Here is an 18,416-nt window from a genome sequence, read left to right on the forward strand (position 1 = left end):
AACATCTTTTTAATTTTTAATCATCTGATTTGACAAATGTTAAACATTATTGTTACAAACATCACCAGAAAAGGCATATAATGCGCAAAAGTTATGAGGTCTCTCTTTCACCTGAGAATAAGTTATGTAACAGTGTGATGGTATTGACCGAAGTTATCAGGACAGTTATTAGTGATATACAGGTTTGAATAATTCGGACTGCACAAACACTGATTTGCTGTTATTTCTCTGATTTCTCATTTGTTTACCTGCTAGCGCCATTGCTCTGTACCCTGGTTTCTCCTCGTGAGCTGAGCGGCGAGCCAAATAACAAACTGGTAACAATGATAAATTAGCTGAATGCAAATCCGGTTATGGGCAGTCTTAAGCAATAAGGCGCTAAGGAGACCGTAAATGGCTGATACTAAGGCAAAAATCACCCTAAATGGTGACGCTGCTATCGAACTGGATGTGCTAAAAGGCACGCTCGGTCAGGATGTTATTGATATCCGTAGTCTTGGTTCTAAAGGTATGTTTACCTTTGACCCTGGTTTTACCTCCACCGCATCTTGCGAGTCCAAAATCACCTATATCGACGGTGACGAAGGTATCCTGCTGCACCGCGGTTTCCCCATCGACCAGCTAGCTACCGATTCCAACTACCTGGAAGTGTGCTATATCCTGCTGAATGGCGAAAAGCCGACGCAGGAACAGTACGATGAGTTCAAAACCACCGTTACCCGTCATACCATGATCCACGAGCAGATTACCCGTCTGTTCCATGCATTCCGCCGCGATTCACATCCAATGGCGGTCATGTGCGGGATCACCGGCGCGCTGGCCGCGTTCTACCATGACTCCCTGGACGTCAATAACCAGCGTCATCGCGATATCGCCGCCTTCCGTCTGCTGTCCAAAATGCCAACCATGGCAGCGATGTGTTACAAATACTCCATCGGACAGCCGTTTGTTTATCCACGTAACGACCTCTCTTACGCCGGTAACTTCCTGCGCATGATGTTTGCTACGCCGTGCGAAGAGTACGAAGTGAACCCGGTTCTGGAACGCGCAATGGATCGTATTCTGATCCTGCATGCTGACCATGAGCAGAACGCCTCCACCTCTACCGTGCGCACCGCAGGCTCCTCCGGCGCTAACCCGTTCGCCTGTATCGCAGCAGGTATTGCCTCCCTGTGGGGACCGGCACACGGCGGCGCGAACGAAGCGGCACTGAAGATGCTGGAAGAGATCAGCTCCGTTGAGCACATTCCTGAGTTCGTACGCCGTGCGAAAGACAAGAATGACTCCTTCCGTCTGATGGGCTTCGGTCACCGTGTTTACAAAAACTACGATCCGCGCGCAACCGTGATGCGTGAAACCTGCCACGAAGTACTGAAAGAGCTGGGCACTAAAGATGACCTGCTGCAGGTGGCGATGGAGCTGGAACACATCGCGCTGAACGACCCGTACTTCATCGAGAAGAAACTCTACCCGAACGTCGATTTCTACTCCGGTATCATCCTGAAAGCGATGGGCATTCCGTCTTCCATGTTTACCGTTATCTTCGCGATGGCGCGTACCGTGGGCTGGATCGCACACTGGAACGAAATGCACACCGAAGGGATGAAAATTGCGCGTCCTCGCCAGCTGTACACCGGCTACGAGCAGCGTAACTTCGAGTCTGACGTTACCAAACGCTAACAGCAGGGCCGCCTGATGCCCTCACCCCGCCCCTGTCCCACAAAGAGAGGGTGCAAACATAAAAAACGGTAACCCTTGGGTTACCGTTTTGCTTTTACGTCCGCCACCCGGCTTTTTTATATCTGGCATCCAGGACACCAATAGAATGGTCGTGAAGAAAGCGTCGTTTTCTCAATCACCCCGCCGCACCGCTCACACTTTTTCCCTGCCCGATGAAACACCTTAAAGCGAAACAGCGCCCCGTGATGCTTTTTATCATCCACCACGCCACGCGTGTTGTATGACAGGCGCGGGATCGCCAGCAGGGCTCCGGCGAGGGCATCAAGCTGCGCGTCAGTCAGCTGTGACGCCTTGCGTTGCGGCGCCAGCCCCACCTCCCAGAGAATTTCGACCCGCAGATAGTTGCCCAGGCCGGCAAGAAACGACTGATCCAGCAGCAAACCTGAGAACTGCCGGTTGCGAAATTTCGCCGACAACAGCCGCGCTTTTACATCTTCTGCCGTCAGGCGTAAATCCAGCACATCCGGCCCCACCCGCTGCAGGAAAGGATGGGTAGTGAGTTGCTCCGGCATCAGCATCTCAATATCCGAGGCGCTGTAGAGCAGAATGGTTTTCTCCGCCGTCTCGAGTTTGACGCGCAGCACCCGGGTGGTCTGGGGCGCTGTGCCGGTATCTACCACCCGCCAGACGCCATACAGCTGGTTATGGCTGTAGAGCGTCAGCTGGTTAGAAAAGTGGGTGAGCAGCGCTTTGCCGCGTGTCTCCAGATGCGTGACCCTTTCGCCGATAAGCCGGGATTCAAAGGGTTTTAACTGCGGAAAAGCAAACCACACATCGGTAAGTGGTTTGCCTTTTATCGCCGCCTCCAGGCTATCCGCCGCGCGGCGGATCTCCGGTCCTTCTGGCATAGTCGCTCCTTGTTAATGTGTCGCGCCGCCCACCACTTTGATATCCGCCTCCTGATGCAGCGCTACCCTGATAGCAATCTCCAGGGCCTGCTTCACGGTATGCGTCGCCATGCTCGGAGCGCCAGGGTGCGCGGCCGCCTGCTCGGGCAGATAAGGGATATGGATAAAGCCGCCTTTAACCTCGGGGCTGTCGGCCAGTTTGTGCAGCACGCCATACATCACATGGTTGCAGACGAATGTGCCAGCCGTCTGCGAAACAGAAGCAGGAATACCTGATTCACGCAGCGCCGCTACCATCGCTTTAATCGGCAGGGTGCTGAACCAGGCCGCCGGGCCGCCATCGACAATAGCGACGTCCACCGGCTGCTGCCCCTGGTTATCCGGGATCCGGGCATCATCAACGTTGATTGCCACCCGCTCAACGGTCACATCCACCCGCCCCCCGGCCTGCCCTACCGCCAGCACGACGGAGGGCTGCAGCGCGTCGATGGCGGCGTTCAGCACCGCTAACGACTCGCCAAACACGCAGGGTAACTGCCGCGCCACCACGCGACAGTCATCAATAATCGCGCCATCTAGCTGCTTTACCACCTCCCATGACGGATTGAGGGTTTCGCCACCAAAGGGCTCAAAGCCGGTGATTAATACGGTTCGCATCATTTCTCCTTACAGGAACATCAGGAAGTAGAGCAGGAATACGTTGGCTACCAGCAGCAGCACCCCGGTAGGGACCTGCGCTTTGATGACCGCATTTTTATCGGGCAACTCCAGCAGCGCGGCGGGCACGATGTTAAAGTTGGCCGCCATCGGCGTCATCAGCGTGCCGCAGTAGCCGGAGAACATGCCAATCGCCGCCATCACTGCCGGGTTACCGCCGTGTTGCAGTACCAGGATGGGAATACCGATCCCGGCGGTAACAATCGGGAACGCGGCGAAGGCGTTGCCCATCACCATGGTCAGCAGCGCCATGCCCACGGCATAGACCGCCACCGCGATAAACCGGCTGTCCACTGCCAGGTACGTCTGGGTGAGGTAAGAGATCCCTTCCCCGACGCCGGCGGCAGTAAACAGCAGGCCAAGGGTGGCGAGGATCTGCGGCAGAATAAAGGCCCAGCCAATGGAGTCGAGCAGACGGCGCGCCTCCTGCAGGGGCTGATGCACCTTTTCATGGGTCATTTTGACCGCCATCGCCAGGCCAATTAGCGAGCCGACGGTCATGGAGAAGAGCGTCACCAGCGTCGAGTGATTGCCCGGCCCGAACAGCGTCTCCTGCAGGCCCGGAATGTGATTAAACATCAGCACGCCCACCACCGTCACCACCGGGATGGCCAGCGCCGGTAAAAAGAGGCGATTGCCCAGACGCTTCGCGCTACTCTCGCGCTCTTCTGGCGTGCGCTGGTGATAGCTGCCGAGCCGCACGCCGCCGAAACCGGCGATCAGCGCCAGCAGCACCACCGCCACACCCACCGCGATATGCACGGTGCGCTTATCGCCCACCAGATCGTAGGTCCAGTTGCCCAGCAGGAACAGCAGGCCGTAAATGCCCCAGAACAAACCGGTAGTGATGCGCCTGGGGTTGGCTTTATCACGAAACGACATCAGCGCCACAATCAGCAGGATCAGGCCTGCCAGCCAGTAGAGATAACTTTGCTGAAAATTCATTTCACATCTCCCTGTACTTTGGCCAGCTCGCGCTCCAGATGCTTATCCAGGCGGTACAGGCGGGTGGCGTGGATCGCAAAGGCGCAGAGCGCGGTCGGGATCCCCCACAGGGCAATATGCAGCGGTTCGGTCTGAATGCCGCCGGATTCCAGCATGAAGTTATGCATAAAGATGATGGCGCCAAAGGCCACAAAGATATCTTCGCCAAAGAACAGCCCGACATTGTCGGTGGCCGCCGACATGGCGCGCAGGCGATAGCGCACCGCACCCGGCAGCTCGCCATATTTCTTCTCTGCGGCCCCTTCCGCCATCGGCGCCAGCAGCGGGCGCACCATCTGCGGATGCCCGCCCAGGCTGGTCAGCCCCATCGCCGCTGACGCTTCGCGAACAAACAGATAGACGATCAGCAGACGCCCGGCAGTAGCGCTATGGATCTTCGCGATCCACGCCTGAGCACGCTCTTTCAGACCGTGGCGCTCCAGCAGACCAATCACCGCCAGCGGGATCAGCAGGATATAGGGCAGGTTGCGGGTGTTCAGGAAGCCTTCGCCCAGCTTTTCCAGAATAGTGGCGACCGGCATATGCGCCGCCAGGCCGGTGACGATCCCGGCGACAATAACCACCAGCACCGGGTTAAAGCGTAAAAGAAACCCGACCACAATCACCGCGATACCGATGAGTGGCCAGAGGGACAGCGTCTCTGCCATGATAATGTTCCTGTTGTTTGTGTTGTGTTTTCCGCCGTGCGTTACGCACTGATTTTTATATTGTTTGCTTCAAATTCCTGACGCAGGCGTCGGGCAAAGTCCAGCGCATGTTCACCGTCGCCGTGGATGCAGACCGTCTGTGCGTGCACGGTGGCCCATTCACCGGTAATACTTTTCACCCGCCCGCGCTGGATCATCTCCAGGGTTTGCGCCAGCGACTGCTCTTCATCGGCGATCAGCGCCCCGGCCTGGGTACGTGGCACCAGACTGCCATCGGCCTGATAACCGCGATCGGCAAACACCTCTTCCCGCGTAATCAGGCCGTAGCGCGTTCCCGCGCGTATCAACTCGCTCCCCGCCAGGCCGACCAGAATCAGATCCGGATCAACGGTAGCGACAGAACGGGCAATCGCATCGGCCAGCTCGCGATCCTTCGCCGCCTGGTTATAGAGCATACCGTGGGGCTTAACGTGTCGCAGTTGTCCCCCTTCGGCGCGAACGATCGCCGCCAGGGCGCCAATCTGGTACAACATTTGTGCGAACACCGTCTCCGGGGGCAGGATCATGGCCGTGCGGCCAAAATTTTCCCGGTCAGGGAAGCTGGGATGTGCCCCGATGGCCACCCCGTTTTTCAGCGCTTCGCGCACGCAGGCCAGCATCGTTTCGGCATCACCGGCATGAAATCCGCAGGCGATATTGGCTGACGACACCAGCTGTAACAGCGCGGCATCGCTGCCGCACCCTTCACCTAAATCCGCATTTAAATCAACCGCGATCATGCAACCTCCACGCCAGCTGTTCAATGTATTGCTTCTGAATGCGTCGCGCCTCCAGGGCTTCTTCGAGAGTACAGGGGACAAAGTGGATCGGTTGTCCGAGCGGAGCCTGCGCCAGATGGTACATATCGGCTTCAATGATGCAGGCGATCCGCGGATAGCCGCCGGTGGTCTGGGCATCGTTCATCAGAATGATAGGCTGTCCGTTGTGCGGCACCTGAATGACGCCTGGCAGTAGTCCGTGCGAGAGCATTTCACGCTCGGTGGTGCGCGCCAGTTTTTGTCCCTGCAGACGATAGCCCATACGGTTACTTTGCGGGCTGAGCTGCCAGGGCAGACGCCAGAGCGCATCCTGCGAGGCCTGATCGAACTCGTGATATTCCGGTCCCGGCAAGGCGCGCACACGGTTATCCCACAGCAGCTGCTTCACGCCCTGGGCTTCACGAAATTCGCGCCCGCCGGCCCGAACCTGCAGGCGATCGCCATCTTTCAGCAGACGCCCTTCATGCCCGCCCAGGCCCACCTTCAGGTCGGTGCTCAGGGAATTCATGACCAACGGCACATCAATCCCGCCCGCAATCGCCAGATAGCTGCGCATGCCGCGACGGGGGCGATTAAGGGTGAGCTGCTGTCCGGCTTTCACCGGCAGACGCCAGCCGGTCCAGACTGCAGCGCCGTCAAGCCGGGCGTCGCAGCCCGCTCCGGTCAGGGCAAACCAGCCGTCCCGCTCAAATTCGAAGGTGCATTGCCCAAGGGTGATCTCCAGCGCGGCGTCGTCCGGATCATTGCCCACCAGCAGGTTGCCAATCTGCAATGCCGGTTTATCCAGCGCGCCACAGTAGCTGATCCCCGACTGGCGAAAACCGATCCGTCCGCCGTCCTGGACCGAGGTATAGAGCCCTGCGCGAATAATTTTTAACATACCCCCTCCTTCTGCGGGATAAACCGCACGGTATCGCCCGGACGCAACAGCACCGGTTCGCCGCGACCGGGGTCGAACAACGGCAGAGAGGTGTGCCCAATCAGCTGCCATCCGCCGGGTGTGGCCAGGGGATAAATGCCGGTCTGCGACCCGCCAATTCCCACCGACCCCGCAGGAACCTGCAGACGGGGTTCGGCGCGACGTGGCGTCGCCAGCTGCTCAGGCAGGCCGCCGAGATACGGAAAGCCCGGCTGAAAGCCTAAAAACCAGACCACATAATCAATGGATGAATGAAGCTCCACGACCTGTTTCTCGGTCAGCCCGGCGTGCCGCGCCACTTCGCCAAGGTCGGGGCCCGCAGCGGTGCCGTAGACGACAGGAATGTCGATAGCGCGGGAGTCAGGCTCCAGCGCCTCGCTCTCTTCCCACCAGCGCTGCAGACGCTCAATGGCATCCAGCGCCAACGAATGGGGATCGCGCAGCACCACGGTGATGTTATTCATCCCGGGAATGGCCTCCACCACTTCAGGAACGTCACCCAGTCGCTGAGTTAATCGCCAGATCCGTTTTTGCGTCGCCAGGGTCACCGGCGGCTCCAGTTCCAGCACAACGGCGGTTTCGCCTAGCAGATAACAACGTGCTCGCTGCACTTATATACCTCTCATCAGGCTGGATTAGGGATATCCACAAAGGTGACATCCAGGTCGGTGTTTTCAGTCAGCCATTCGCTGAGGGCGCGAATGCCGCCGCGTTCAGTGGCATGGTGACCTGCGGCATAAAAATGGAGCCCCTGTTCACGGGCGGAGTGAATGGTTTGCTCAGAGACTTCGCCGGTGATAAACGCATCGACGCCAAAACGCGCCGCGCTGTCAATAAAGCTCTGCCCGCCGCCGGTACACCAGGCGACACGTTTTACCGTGTCCGGCCCGGTATCGCCGCTCCACAGTGGACGACGCCCCAGCCGCGCTTCGATCCACGACGCCAGCTCCAGACCCGGTACCGGCATGGAGAGTTCGCCCCACGGCACCAGCGGCTCGATTTCCCCCATGATGGTAATCCCCAGCAGCGCCGCCAGCTGGGCGTTGTTGCCCAGTTCCGGGTGCGCATCCAGCGGCAGATGCCAGCCATAAAGGTTGATGTCGTTTTCCAGCAGGGTTTTCAGACGGTTGCGCTTCATGCCGCGGATAACCGGGGATTCCCCCTTCCAGAAATAGCCGTGGTGAACGATGACCGCATCGGCATTCTGGCGCACCGCTTCATCCAGCAGCGCCTGACTTGCGGTCACGCCGGTAATAATCTTTTGCACCTTCTCGCGCCCCTCCACCTGCAGGCCATTCGGTGCGTAGTCACTGAAGCTGGTGCTGTTCAGTTTGTCGTTAATCAGTCGTTCCAGTTCACTGTTTTTCATTATTACTCCCTTATGCTTTACGGGCGGCTTCATACGCAGCCAGCGTGGCAACGCGCGCCTGTTTATGGTCGACAACCGGACGTGGATAGTCGAGGGTAACGCCCTGCTTGTCCGCCCATGTCCAGGGATCATGGATCGCCTTGTCCGGCACGGCGGCCAGTTCCGGCAGCCAGCGGCGGATAAACACGCCGTCGGCATCAAACTTCTGTCCCTGAGTTGTCGGGTTAAAAATACGAAAATAGGGAGCTGCATCGGTTCCGGTCGACGCCGCCCACTGCCAGCCACCGTTGTTTGCGGCGAGGTCGCCATCGATCAGCTGCGAAATAAAGTAACGTTCCCCGGCACGCCAGTCGATAAGCAGATCTTTGACCAGAAAACTGGCGGTGATCATACGCAGGCGGTTGTGCATCCAGCCAGTTTCATTCATCTGGCGCATGGCTGCATCGACGATGGGATAGCCGGTCTGCCCTTCCTGCCAGGCTTTCAGCTGCGCATCGTCAGACTGCCACTGGACGTTATCAGTCCAGCGAATGAATGGTCGATATTTACATAAATCAGGATGATACGTCATCAGATGACGATAAAACTCTCGCCAGATAAGCTCGTTAAGCCATACCGCACCCGGCCCACCCTCCAGCGCCTGCGGCTGTTCTGCCAGCAACCGGTGCAGGCACTGGCGGGGCGAGAGCACGCCCAGCGCCAGACAGGCGGAGAGGCGGCTGGTACCGTCCACTGCCGGGAAATCCCGCTGCGCCTCATACTCCCCTGCACCCTGCTGGCAGAACTGGCGCAGGCGGGCAATCGCCGCTTTCTCGCTCGCCGGAAAGAGGTCGGTATCGAATGCCTGTTGTGGATAATCGAACTCCAGCGCCGACGGGGAGACGTTTTCCCCCTCGCGAACGGCAGGCGCCGCCACACATTCGGGCAGCCCCTCTTTCAGCCGCCGCAGCCAGGCATTTTTAAACGGCGTAAAGACCTTATACATTTCGTGATTGCCGGTCATGACGCTGCCGGGAGGCAGGATCACGCTGTCATCAAACCCCTGACAGGTGACGTCCTGCAACACGTGCTCCAGCTGGCGATCGCGCTGCTGCTCGTTCAGTTCGTACTGGTAGTTATAGAAAAGATGAGTCACGCCCTGCTCAGCACAGAGCTGCACCACTTTTTCACTCTGGGCGGCAAAATCAGCCACCTGCTCATACAATAGCGGGATGCCTTTGTCGGCCAGCTGCTGCTGCAGACTCTTGAGATGGGCGTGAAGAAACGCGGCCTGGCGCGGCGCCATGGCGTGTTGCTGCCACTGCTCAGGCGTGGCGATGAAAAGCGCCAGCACGCGGGCATTTTTGTCGCGACAGGCGGCGGCAAGCGCAAGGTTATCGTGGATGCGCAGATCGGCGCGAAACCAGACCAGATGGGTGGCCATAACACTCCAGTATTATCGTCTGTAACATCTACAAGTCACCGAGGATACTTCGCTTTAACAAGTGTAGCCATACTGGAATAAAAAAGGCCGCCCTGATGGCGGCCTTAACGCTACTTGTCCTGCGTAAATGCAGCAAGGGCAACGAACCCGGCTGGGTCGTCACTTCTTACCACAAAAACGCTGGCGACAATGAACGCGATACACAGATAGCGTTTCATATGCGGTCCCTGCAAACTAACCGCTCCACCGTTCACCACCGGTGATAATCCGGCAGAAACAAGCTCTGGTAGAGCTTATTTTACGGTTGTGGATACACCTTTCCCGGGACCGGTGCCCATTTGCGAGATGGCGGAAAGGGACGATACATCATAATCAACATCCTTTTCCTCGGCAGACCGACACAGGCCTTTCAGAATTCATTTAGATTTTCCACATTTTACCCGGGGTCGGTACCGGCTATGATAGCCTTCTCTGGTAGAGCTTGTTTAACACCACCCTACGGACCGCGAATCCCGGGGGATAAAAAAACCGCCACATTGCTGTGGCGGTTTTTTATTACTGCAATTGCTGTGTGTAGTCTTTCTTAATAAAAATCACAAACGGCTTTTTCAGCCTGATCCATCCACACCGGTTTATCACTGGTTTTAGCCCATACGCGATGCAGATAGCTGTAGAAACGGGCACGGTCTTTCCAGAAAAGCATCACTGGTAACGCCAGAACACCCGCTAACACAGCAAGAGTGCGGCGAATAAAAACGATATGTGCCGGATACGCTTTGTAAAGTTCCATCATTTTCTCCCCTTTCTCTGGCCGGAAACCTTCTCCGGAAAAGTAAAACTGATTAACTGATGAAAATAGTAACGCTTTGGCTGTAATTTTACTACTCATCCGACCACTATTTTGATCGGAAAAACGGATCTTTACACTTCACGCTGTAATTTAGTTACATAAAAGTTAAATTAATACTAACCATTAGTTAAATTATGGTCTTAGCCATTTTTATACTTTTTTTACATCTCCCCGTCTGATTTTTGCGAAATCTTTGCGCCAGAAAATTTACCGTTTGCACCATGACTAATTTCACCCGGAGGTGAATTGTGAGTGCAGGTATGTTTGCGGGCATCGCGCTGGTGTTGCTGTTACTGGGGTATCTGATTTATGCCCTGCTAAACGCGGAGGCGTTCTGATGGCTGCCCAGGGATTTCTGCTTATTGCCAGCTTCCTGCTGGTGCTTTTTATTCTGGCCCGCCCGCTGGGGATGTGGCTGGCCCGCATGATTAACGGCCTGCCGCTGCCCGGGTTACAGGCCGTTGACGCAGGCTTACTGCGCCTGCTCGGGATCCGCACGGATGAAATGGGCTGGCGATACTACCTGCTCGCTATCCTGCTATTAAATGGGGTGGGCCTGGTCGTACTTTTCGTCATGCTGATGCTCCAGGGGGCGCTGCCACTTAATCCGCAGCAGCTCCCGGGCCTCTCCTGGCATCTGGCGCTCAATACCGCCGTCAGTTTTGTCAGTAATACCAACTGGCAGTCCTATGCCGGTGAAACCACCCTGAGCTATTTCAGCCAGATGGCGGGCCTGACGGTACAAAACTTCCTCTCTGCGGCAAGCGGCATCGCGGTGATCTTCGCCCTGACCCGCGCTTTTGCCCGCCAGAGTATCACCACGCTGGGTAATGCCTGGGTTGATCTGACCCGCATCACCCTGTGGGTGCTACTCCCGCTGTCGCTGGTCATCGCGCTGCTGTTAATGCAGCAGGGTGTGTTGCAGAACCTGTTGCCTTATCAGCCGTTTACCTCGCTGGAAGGAGCCAGCCAGCTGCTGCCAATGGGGCCGGTAGCCTCCCAGGAAGCGATCAAAATGCTGGGTACTAATGGCGGCGGCTTCTTTAATGCCAACTCCGCGCACCCCTTTGAAAACCCGACCGCGTTGACGAACGCCGTGCAGATGCTGGCGATCTTTTTGATCCCCGCCGCACTCTGCTTTGCCTTTGGCGAGGCGGTAAGCGATCGCCGCCAGGGGCATGCGATCCTCTGGGCCATGTCCGCCATCTTTGTGGTCTGCGCGGCGCTGGTGATGTGGGCCGAATGGCAGGGTAACAGCCACTTTATGCTGCTCGGCGCGGACAGCAACAGCAACATGGAAGGCAAAGAGAGCCGCTTTGGCATTCTCGCCAGCAGCCTGTACGCGGTCGTCACCACCGCCGCCTCCTGCGGGGCGGTCAACGCCATGCACGATTCCTTCACCGCGCTGGGCGGGATGATCCCACTGTGGCTGATGCAGATTGGTGAAGTGGTGTTTGGCGGCGTCGGATCGGGCCTCTACGGCATGCTGCTGTTTGTGCTGCTGGCGGTATTTATCGCCGGGCTGATGATTGGACGTACCCCGGAATATCTGGGTAAAAAAATCGACGTGCGGGAAATGAAGCTGACCGCGCTGGCAATTCTCGTTACCCCGTCGCTGGTGCTGTCCGGTACCGCGCTGGCATTAATAACCGACGCCGGACGCAGCGGCATCTTCAACCCCGGCATTCACGGCTTCAGCGAGGTGCTGTACGCGGTTTCGTCGGCGGCTAACAACAACGGGAGCGCCTTTGCGGGCCTGAGCGCCAACTCGCCTTTCTGGAACTGCCTGCTGGCGTTCTGCATGTTAATCGGCCGTTTTGGGGTGATTGTACCGGTGATGGCGATCGCCGGATCGCTGGTGAACAAGACCCGCCAGCCTGCTTCTGGCGGCACGCTGCCCAGCCACGGCGCGCTGTTTGTAGGTCTGCTGATCGGCACCGTCCTGCTGGTGGGTGCCCTCACCTTTATTCCCGCCCTCGCATTAGGCCCGGTTGCGGAACATCTCTCTTTACGCTGATTTTACGGAGTAGTCGTCATGAGTCGTAAGCAACTGTCCCTGCTTGAACCCTCACTGGTTCGCCAGGCGCTGATGGATGCGATAAAAAAAGTGGATCCGCGCGTGCAGTGGCGTAACCCGGTGATGTTTATCGTCTGGCTGGGAAGCCTGCTGACCACCCTGCTCGCCCTTGCCATGGCGGGCGGATTACTGGCCGGGAGCGCTACCTTTACCGCAGCAATCAGCCTGTGGCTGTGGTTCACCGTGCTGTTTGCCAACGTCGCTGAAGCGCTGGCGGAAGGGCGCAGCAAAGCGCAGGCCAACAGCCTGAAAGGGGTCCAGAAAACGGCGTTTGCCCGTAAGTTGCGCGAAGCAAAATACGGTGCCGCTACGGATACCGTTCCGGCGGATGCGCTGCGCAAAGGCGACATTGTGCTGGTTGAGGCCGGGGATATTATCCCCTGCGACGGGGAGGTCATCGAAGGCGGTGCCTCGGTGGATGAGAGCGCCATCACCGGGGAATCCGCGCCGGTTATCCGTGAGTCCGGCGGTGATTTTGCCTCCGTCACCGGCGGGACCCGTATTCTTTCGGACTGGCTGGTGATCCAGTGTAGCGTCAACCCGGGTGAAACCTTCCTCGATCGGATGATCGCCATGGTGGAAGGCGCCCGACGCCGCAAAACCCCTAACGAGATTGCCCTGACCATTCTACTGGTCGCGCTGACTATCGTTTTCCTGCTGGCAACGGCGACCCTGTGGCCCTTCTCAGCATATGGCGGTACGGCAGTAAGCGTCACGGTGCTGGTTGCCCTGCTGGTCTGTCTGATCCCCACCACCATCGGCGGGCTGTTGTCAGCCATCGGGGTGGCGGGCATGAGCCGGATGCTGGCGGCCAACGTCATCGCCACCAGCGGCCGGGCCGTTGAGGCAGCGGGCGACGTCGACGTGCTGCTGCTGGATAAAACCGGCACCATCACTCTGGGCAACCGCCAGGCCTCTGAGTTTCTTCCCGCCCCCGGCGTGGACGAAATAACGCTGGCCGACGCCGCACAGCTGGCCTCGCTGGCGGATGAAACCCCGGAGGGCCGCAGCATCGTCATTCTCGCGAGGCAGCGCTTTAACCTGCGCCAGCGTGACGGACAGAGCCTGCATGCCACCTTTGTTCCCTTCACGGCGCAAACCAGGATGAGCGGTATTAACCTACAGGATCGTCTGATCCGTAAAGGCTCGGTGGACGCCATTCGCCGCCATATTGCGGCCAACCACGGCCACTTCCCGCGGCAGGTCGATACGCTGGTGGAAAACGTTGCGCGCCAGGGCGCCACGCCGCTGGTAGTGGCGGAAGGTGCAAACGTGCTGGGGGTCATCGCCCTGAAGGACATTGTTAAAGGCGGGATCAAGGAGCGCTTTGCCCAGCTGCGCAAAATGGGCATCAAAACGGTGATGATCACCGGGGATAACCGCCTGACGGCCGCCGCCATTGCTGCCGAGGCCGGGGTGGATGACTTTCTCTCGGAAGCGACACCGGAAGCCAAACTTGCACTGATCCGCCAGTACCAGGGCGAAGGACGGCTGGTGGCAATGACCGGCGACGGGACCAACGACGCCCCGGCCCTCGCCCAGGCGGACGTGGCGGTAGCAATGAACTCCGGCACCCAGGCGGCAAAAGAGGCGGGAAATATGGTCGACCTCGACTCCAACCCGACCAAGCTGATTGAAGTGGTGCATATCGGCAAACAGATGTTAATGACCCGGGGCTCGCTCACTACCTTCAGCATCGCCAACGACGTGGCGAAATACTTCGCCATTATCCCGGCAGCGTTCGCGGCGACCTATCCGCAGCTGAATGCCCTGAACGTGATGCAGCTGCACTCCCCCGCCTCGGCAATCCTGAGCGCGGTGATCTTCAACGCGCTGATCATTATCTTCCTGATCCCGCTGACGCTGAAAGGCGTGAGCTACAAGCCGCTCACCGCCGCCGCCATGCTGCGTCGCAACCTGTGGATTTATGGTCTGGGCGGGCTGGTGGTGCCCTTTATCGGTATTAAATCCATCGATGTCGTGCTCACCCTGTGCGGGCTGGTTTAAGAGGAAAATCAAATGGCTATATTACGTCCCGCTATACTGATGTTTATTCTGCTGGCCCTGATAACCGGTGGGTTCTACCCGCTGCTCACTACCGCGCTGGGTCAGTGGTGGTTTAACGACCAGGTCAACGGTTCGCTTATCCGCCAGCAGGGGGAGATCCGCGGCTCACGACTGACTGGACAGAACTTTACCGCGGCGGGTTACTTTCACGGGCGTCCTTCCGCGACGGCCGGGAGTCCGTATAATCCCATGGCCTCGGGCGGCAGCAACCTGGCGGGCAGCAATCCTGAGCTGGATAATACCGTTCGCGCACGCGTGGCGGCCCTGCGCGCTGCGAACCCGCAGGCCAGCCCGGCGGTACCGGTTGAACTGGTCACCACCTCGGGGAGCGGGCTGGACTACAGCCTGTCGCCACAGGCCGTCGTGTGGCAGATCCCGCGGGTGGCACAGGCGCGTCAGCTCACCCCCGCCCAACTCAGCGAACTTGTGGCCGTGCATACGCAAAAGCCGCTGTTCAGCGCGATGGGCGGATCGGTAGTCAATATTGTTGAATTAAATCTGGCGCTGGATGCGCTAAGGAAAGAGTAAATGATTGACGAGCCTCAGCGCCCGGATCCGGACAAATTGCTGGAGCAGGCCGCCATGCCCCACCGCGGCAAGCTGAAAATTTTCTTCGGCGCCTGCGCGGGCGTCGGTAAGACCTTCGCCATGCTGAGCGAAGCCCAGCGTCTGCGCGCCCAGGGGCTCGATATTCTGATCGGCGTGGTGGAAACCCACGGCCGGGAGGAGACCGCCGCGCTGCTTGCCGGGCTGGCAACACAACTGCCCCGGCGCATCCATCATCGTGGAAGGCTGGTGACGGAATTCGATCTTGACGCCGCCCTCGCCCGCCGCCCGGCGCTGATCCTGATGGACGAACTGGCGCACAGCAACGCCCCCGGCTCGCGTCACCCTAAACGCTGGCAGGATGTCGAGGAGCTGCTGGACGCCGGCATTGATGTTTTCACCACCGTTAACGTTCAGCATCTGGAAAGCCTTAACGATGTGGTCAGCGGCGTCACCGGCATCCAGGTGCGGGAGACCGTTCCGGATCCGTTCTTCGATGCGGCGGACGACGTGGTGCTGGTGGATCTGCCCCCGGACGATCTGCGTCAGCGCCTGCACGAAGGCAAAGTTTACATCGCCGGGCAGGCGGAGCGGGCAATCGAGCACTTTTTCCGTAAAGGCAATTTGATCGCCCTGCGCGAGCTGGCTCTGCGCCGCACTGCCGACCGGGTGGACGATCAGATGCGGGCCTGGCGCGATCGTCAGGGCCAGGAGAAGGTGTGGCATACCCGCGATGCGATATTGCTCTGCATCGGTCATGGCAGCGGTAATGAAAAGCTGGTGCGGACCGCCGCGCGACTGGCGGCCAGGTTTGGCAGCGTCTGGCATGCGGTCTATGTGGAGACGCCGCAGCTGCACCGTCTGCCGGAGAACCAGCGCCGCGCTATTCTTGGCGCCCTGCGTCTGGCCCAGGAGCTGGGTGCCGAAACCGCCACCCTGGCCGAACAGGCGGAAGTGAAAGCCATCCTGCGCTACGCCCGGGAGCATAATCTCGGCAAAATTGTTATCGGCAGGCGCGCCCGTCGCCGCGGGTTCAGCCGGGAGAGCTTTGCCGACAAGCTGGCGCAGCACGCGCCCGATCTAGATCTGCTGATCGTCGCGCTGGACGACAAGCCTGCCGGCCTGCCCGCCAGAACGCCGGATAACCGGACCTTCAGCGACAAATGGCGGATCCAGCTGCGCGGCTGTCTGGTGGCTGTGCTGCTCTGCGCGCTGATCACCTTTGTTGCCAGACAGTGGTTACCCGACTTCGATACCGCCAACCTGGTCATGATCTACCTGCTGGGAGTGGTGATCGTGGCGCTGTTCTACGGCCGCTGGCCCTCGGTGCTGGCGACGGTGATCAACGTCATCAGCTTCGATCTCTTTTTTATCGCCCCGCGCGGCACCCTGGCGGTGTCGGATGTCCAGTACGTCCTCACCTTCGTCGTGATGCTTGCGGTGGGGCTGCTCATCGGCAACCTGACGGCGGGGGTGCGCTACCAGGCGCGGATCGCCCGCTATCGCGAGCAGCGCACCCGCCATCTGTACGAGATGTCAAAGGCGCTGGCGGTGGGGCGCACGCCGCTGGATATCGTCCAGACCAGCCAGCAGTTTATTCACTCCACCTTTACCGCCCGCAGCCTGATCCTGCTCCCGGACCATGAGGGCAAACTGTGTCCGCTCACCCCGGCCTCGGGGATAACGCCATGGGATGACGCCATTGCCCGCTGGAGTTTTGATAAAGGTCAGCCCGCAGGCGCGGGGACTGACACGCTGCCGGGTGTGCCTTATCAGATCCTGCCGTTGAAAAATCAGGGATTAGTGATTGTGGAACCCTCCAACCTCCGCCAACTGATGATCCCCGAGCAGCAACGCCTGCTGGAAACCTTTACCCTGCTGGTGGCAAGCGCTCTGGAGCGGCTGGCACTGACTGCCAGTGAAGAGCAGGCGCGCTTAGCCAGCGAGCGGGAGAGCATCCGCAACTCGCTGCTGGCGGCCCTCTCCCATGACCTGCGCACGCCGCTGACGGTACTGTTTGGCCAGTCGGAGATCCTGACCCTCGACCTGGCGGCTGAAGGGTCCCGCCACGCAATCCAGGCCAGCGAGATCCGCCAGCACGTGCTCAATACCACCCGACTGGTGAACAACCTGCTGGATATGGCGCGGATCCAGTCCGGCGGCTTTAATCTGAAAAAAGAGTGGCTGACCCTGGAAGAGGTGATTGGCAGCGCGTTAAAAAACCTCGAGCCGGGCCTTGGGGGGCGGCATATCGCGCTGGAGATGTCGGCGCCGCTGGCGCTGATCCACGTTGATGGCCCGCTGTTTGAGCGGGTACTGATTAACCTGCTGGAAAACGCCGGGAAATACGCGGGCAGCAAAGCGCAAATCGGCATTCGGGCCAGCGTCGCTCCCGACAGGCTGCAGCTGGAAGTCTGGGATAGCGGACCGGGCATTCCGGCCGGGCAGGAACAGGCTATCTTTGATAAGTTCGCCCGCGGTAATAAGGAGTCCGCGATCCCCGGCGTTGGGCTCGGGCTGGCTATCTGCCAGGCGATTGTCGGGGTACACGGCGGCACCATCACGGCCCATAATCGCGCCGAAGGAGGAGCCGTTTTTTGTGTTACACTGCCGCTCGATACGCCACCCGAACTGAATGAATTTCCAGAGGATTTGTGATTAACGTCCTGATTGTTGAAGATGAACTCGCCATCAGCCGTTTTCTGCGCGCCGCGCTGGAAGGCGAAGGGTTGCGCGTACACGATGCCGGGACGCTACAGCGGGGGCTGATTGAAGCCGCCACCCGCAAGCCGGATCTGGTAATCCTGGATTTAGGTTTGCCGGATGGCGATGGCCTCGACTTTATCCGGGAAGTGCGCCAGTGGAGCCAGATGCCGATCGTTGTGCTCTCCGCGCGTCTGGAAGAGACCGACAAAATTGCTGCGCTCGACGCGGGTGCCGACGACTATCTCAGCAAGCCGTTTGGTATTGGCGAACTGCAGGCGCGTCTGCGCGTGGCCCTGCGCCGCCACGGAACCATTGCTCCCGTCGATCCGGTGTATACCTTTGGGGATATTCGCGTCGACCTGGCGGCGCGGCGTATTCAACGGGGAGAGGCAGAAATTCACCTCACCCCTATAGAATTTCGCCTGCTGGCGGTGCTGCTCAACAATCACGGCAAAGTACTCACCCAGCGTCAGCTGTTAAGCCAGGTATGGGGACCTAATGCGGTGGAGCATAGCCACTACCTGCGCATTTATATGGGCCATCTGCGCCAGAAGCTGGAGGCCGACCCCGCCCGCCCACAGCACCTGTTAACCGAAACCGGTATTGGCTATCGGTTTATGCTTTGAGCATAAAAAAGCCCGGTGGCGAGGTAAAAGCAAAACGGCAACCCGAAGGTTGCCGTTT

18 protein-coding genes are annotated in these 18,416 nt (G+C 58.9%); 8 read left to right on the forward strand and 10 right to left on the reverse strand.

Annotation, left to right across the window (positions count from 1 at the left end; translation table 11 throughout):
• Window positions 1-80 precede the first annotated feature (80 nt).
• Together MXM41_RS22830 and MXM41_RS10305 are read left to right on the forward strand one after the other, a co-directional pair.
• The gene (locus MXM41_RS22830; protein WP_418936630.1) at window positions 81-188 is read left to right on the forward strand and encodes a hypothetical protein; all 108 of its coding nucleotides are present in this window, start codon (window positions 81-83) and stop codon (window positions 186-188) included.
• A gap of 205 nt (window positions 189-393) precedes the next feature.
• Window positions 394-1,680, forward strand: coding sequence for a citrate synthase (locus MXM41_RS10305; protein WP_103178716.1), 1,287 nt, complete (start codon window positions 394-396; stop codon window positions 1,678-1,680).
• A 116-nt stretch (window positions 1,681-1,796) separates the two neighbouring features.
• Here MXM41_RS10305 and nei read toward each other — a convergent pair whose 3' ends face one another.
• The 10 genes from nei to MXM41_RS10355 form a co-directional block, all read right to left on the reverse strand.
• Entirely contained in the window at window positions 1,797-2,588 is a 792-nt protein-coding gene (gene nei / locus MXM41_RS10310; protein ID WP_325931745.1) for an endonuclease VIII, read from the reverse strand.
• Between the two features lie 12 nt (window positions 2,589-2,600).
• Window positions 2,601-3,245, reverse strand: coding sequence for a pyroglutamyl-peptidase I (gene pcp, locus MXM41_RS10315; RefSeq protein ID WP_325931747.1), 645 nt, complete (start codon window positions 3,243-3,245; stop codon window positions 2,601-2,603).
• Window positions 3,246-3,254: 9 nt separating this feature from the next.
• Entirely contained in the window at window positions 3,255-4,250 is a 996-nt protein-coding gene (locus MXM41_RS10320; protein ID WP_325931749.1) for a DUF979 domain-containing protein, read from the reverse strand.
• Window positions 4,247-4,957 (reverse strand): DUF969 domain-containing protein, encoded by a 711-nt coding sequence (locus MXM41_RS10325; RefSeq protein WP_325931751.1) that lies wholly within the window; start codon window positions 4,955-4,957, stop codon window positions 4,247-4,249. Before MXM41_RS10325 ends, MXM41_RS10320 begins: the two co-directional genes overlap by 4 nt.
• Before the next feature lie 41 nt (window positions 4,958-4,998).
• Window positions 4,999-5,733 (reverse strand): 5-oxoprolinase subunit PxpA, encoded by a 735-nt coding sequence (gene pxpA / locus MXM41_RS10330; protein WP_325931921.1) that lies wholly within the window; start codon window positions 5,731-5,733, stop codon window positions 4,999-5,001.
• Window positions 5,723-6,655: a 5-oxoprolinase subunit PxpC gene (pxpC, locus tag MXM41_RS10335; protein WP_325931753.1), complete on the reverse strand. Its 933-nt coding sequence runs from the start codon at window positions 6,653-6,655 to the stop codon at window positions 5,723-5,725. Before pxpC ends, pxpA begins: the two co-directional genes overlap by 11 nt.
• A complete protein-coding gene (pxpB, locus tag MXM41_RS10340; protein WP_325931755.1) occupies window positions 6,649-7,305 on the reverse strand; it encodes a 5-oxoprolinase subunit PxpB in 657 nt (218 codons plus the stop codon). The genes pxpC and pxpB overlap by 7 nt, the downstream gene beginning before the upstream one ends.
• A gap of 14 nt (window positions 7,306-7,319) precedes the next feature.
• Window positions 7,320-8,063: a type 2 GTP cyclohydrolase I gene (locus MXM41_RS10345; protein WP_325931757.1), complete on the reverse strand. Its 744-nt coding sequence runs from the start codon at window positions 8,061-8,063 to the stop codon at window positions 7,320-7,322.
• 10 nt (window positions 8,064-8,073) lie between these two features.
• The gene (gene phrB, locus MXM41_RS10350; protein ID WP_325931759.1) at window positions 8,074-9,486 is read right to left on the reverse strand and encodes a deoxyribodipyrimidine photo-lyase; all 1,413 of its coding nucleotides are present in this window, start codon (window positions 9,484-9,486) and stop codon (window positions 8,074-8,076) included.
• Between the two features lie 583 nt (window positions 9,487-10,069).
• Entirely contained in the window at window positions 10,070-10,276 is a 207-nt protein-coding gene (locus MXM41_RS10355; RefSeq protein ID WP_325931922.1) for a YbfA family protein, read from the reverse strand.
• Window positions 10,277-10,584: 308 nt separating this feature from the next.
• On the opposite strand from MXM41_RS10355, the gene kdpF reads away from it, so the two are divergent.
• Genes kdpF through kdpE form a run of 6 tightly spaced genes read left to right on the forward strand, consistent with a single transcriptional unit; the run spans window position 10,585 to window position 18,358 of the window.
• Entirely contained in the window at window positions 10,585-10,674 is a 90-nt protein-coding gene (gene kdpF, locus MXM41_RS10360) for a K(+)-transporting ATPase subunit F (RefSeq protein WP_325931762.1), read from the forward strand.
• Window positions 10,674-12,353 carry a potassium-transporting ATPase subunit KdpA gene (gene kdpA, locus MXM41_RS10365; protein ID WP_325931764.1) on the forward strand — a complete coding sequence of 560 codons (1,680 nt, stop codon included), beginning with the start codon at window positions 10,674-10,676 and terminating at the stop codon, window positions 12,351-12,353. The genes kdpF and kdpA overlap by 1 nt, the downstream gene beginning before the upstream one ends.
• Window positions 12,354-12,371: 18 nt before the next feature.
• Complete coding sequence (gene kdpB / locus MXM41_RS10370) at window positions 12,372-14,420, forward strand: potassium-transporting ATPase subunit KdpB (RefSeq protein WP_325931767.1); 2,049 nt, start codon at window positions 12,372-12,374, stop codon at window positions 14,418-14,420.
• Window positions 14,421-14,432: 12 nt separating this feature from the next.
• On the forward strand, window positions 14,433-15,008 hold the full coding sequence (gene kdpC, locus MXM41_RS10375; protein WP_325931769.1) for a potassium-transporting ATPase subunit KdpC: 576 nt from the start codon (window positions 14,433-14,435) through the stop codon (window positions 15,006-15,008).
• Complete coding sequence (gene kdpD, locus MXM41_RS10380; protein WP_325931771.1) at window positions 15,009-17,684, forward strand: two-component system sensor histidine kinase KdpD; 2,676 nt, start codon at window positions 15,009-15,011, stop codon at window positions 17,682-17,684.
• The gene (gene kdpE, locus MXM41_RS10385) at window positions 17,681-18,358 is read left to right on the forward strand and encodes a two-component system response regulator KdpE (RefSeq protein ID WP_325931773.1); all 678 of its coding nucleotides are present in this window, start codon (window positions 17,681-17,683) and stop codon (window positions 18,356-18,358) included. The genes kdpD and kdpE overlap by 4 nt, the downstream gene beginning before the upstream one ends.
• Window positions 18,359-18,416 lie beyond the last annotated feature (58 nt).

Origin of the sequence: Leclercia adecarboxylata (assembly GCF_035787115.1) — a bacterium.
Taxonomy (GTDB): Bacteria; Pseudomonadota; Gammaproteobacteria; order Enterobacterales; family Enterobacteriaceae; genus Enterobacter; species Enterobacter adecarboxylatus_E.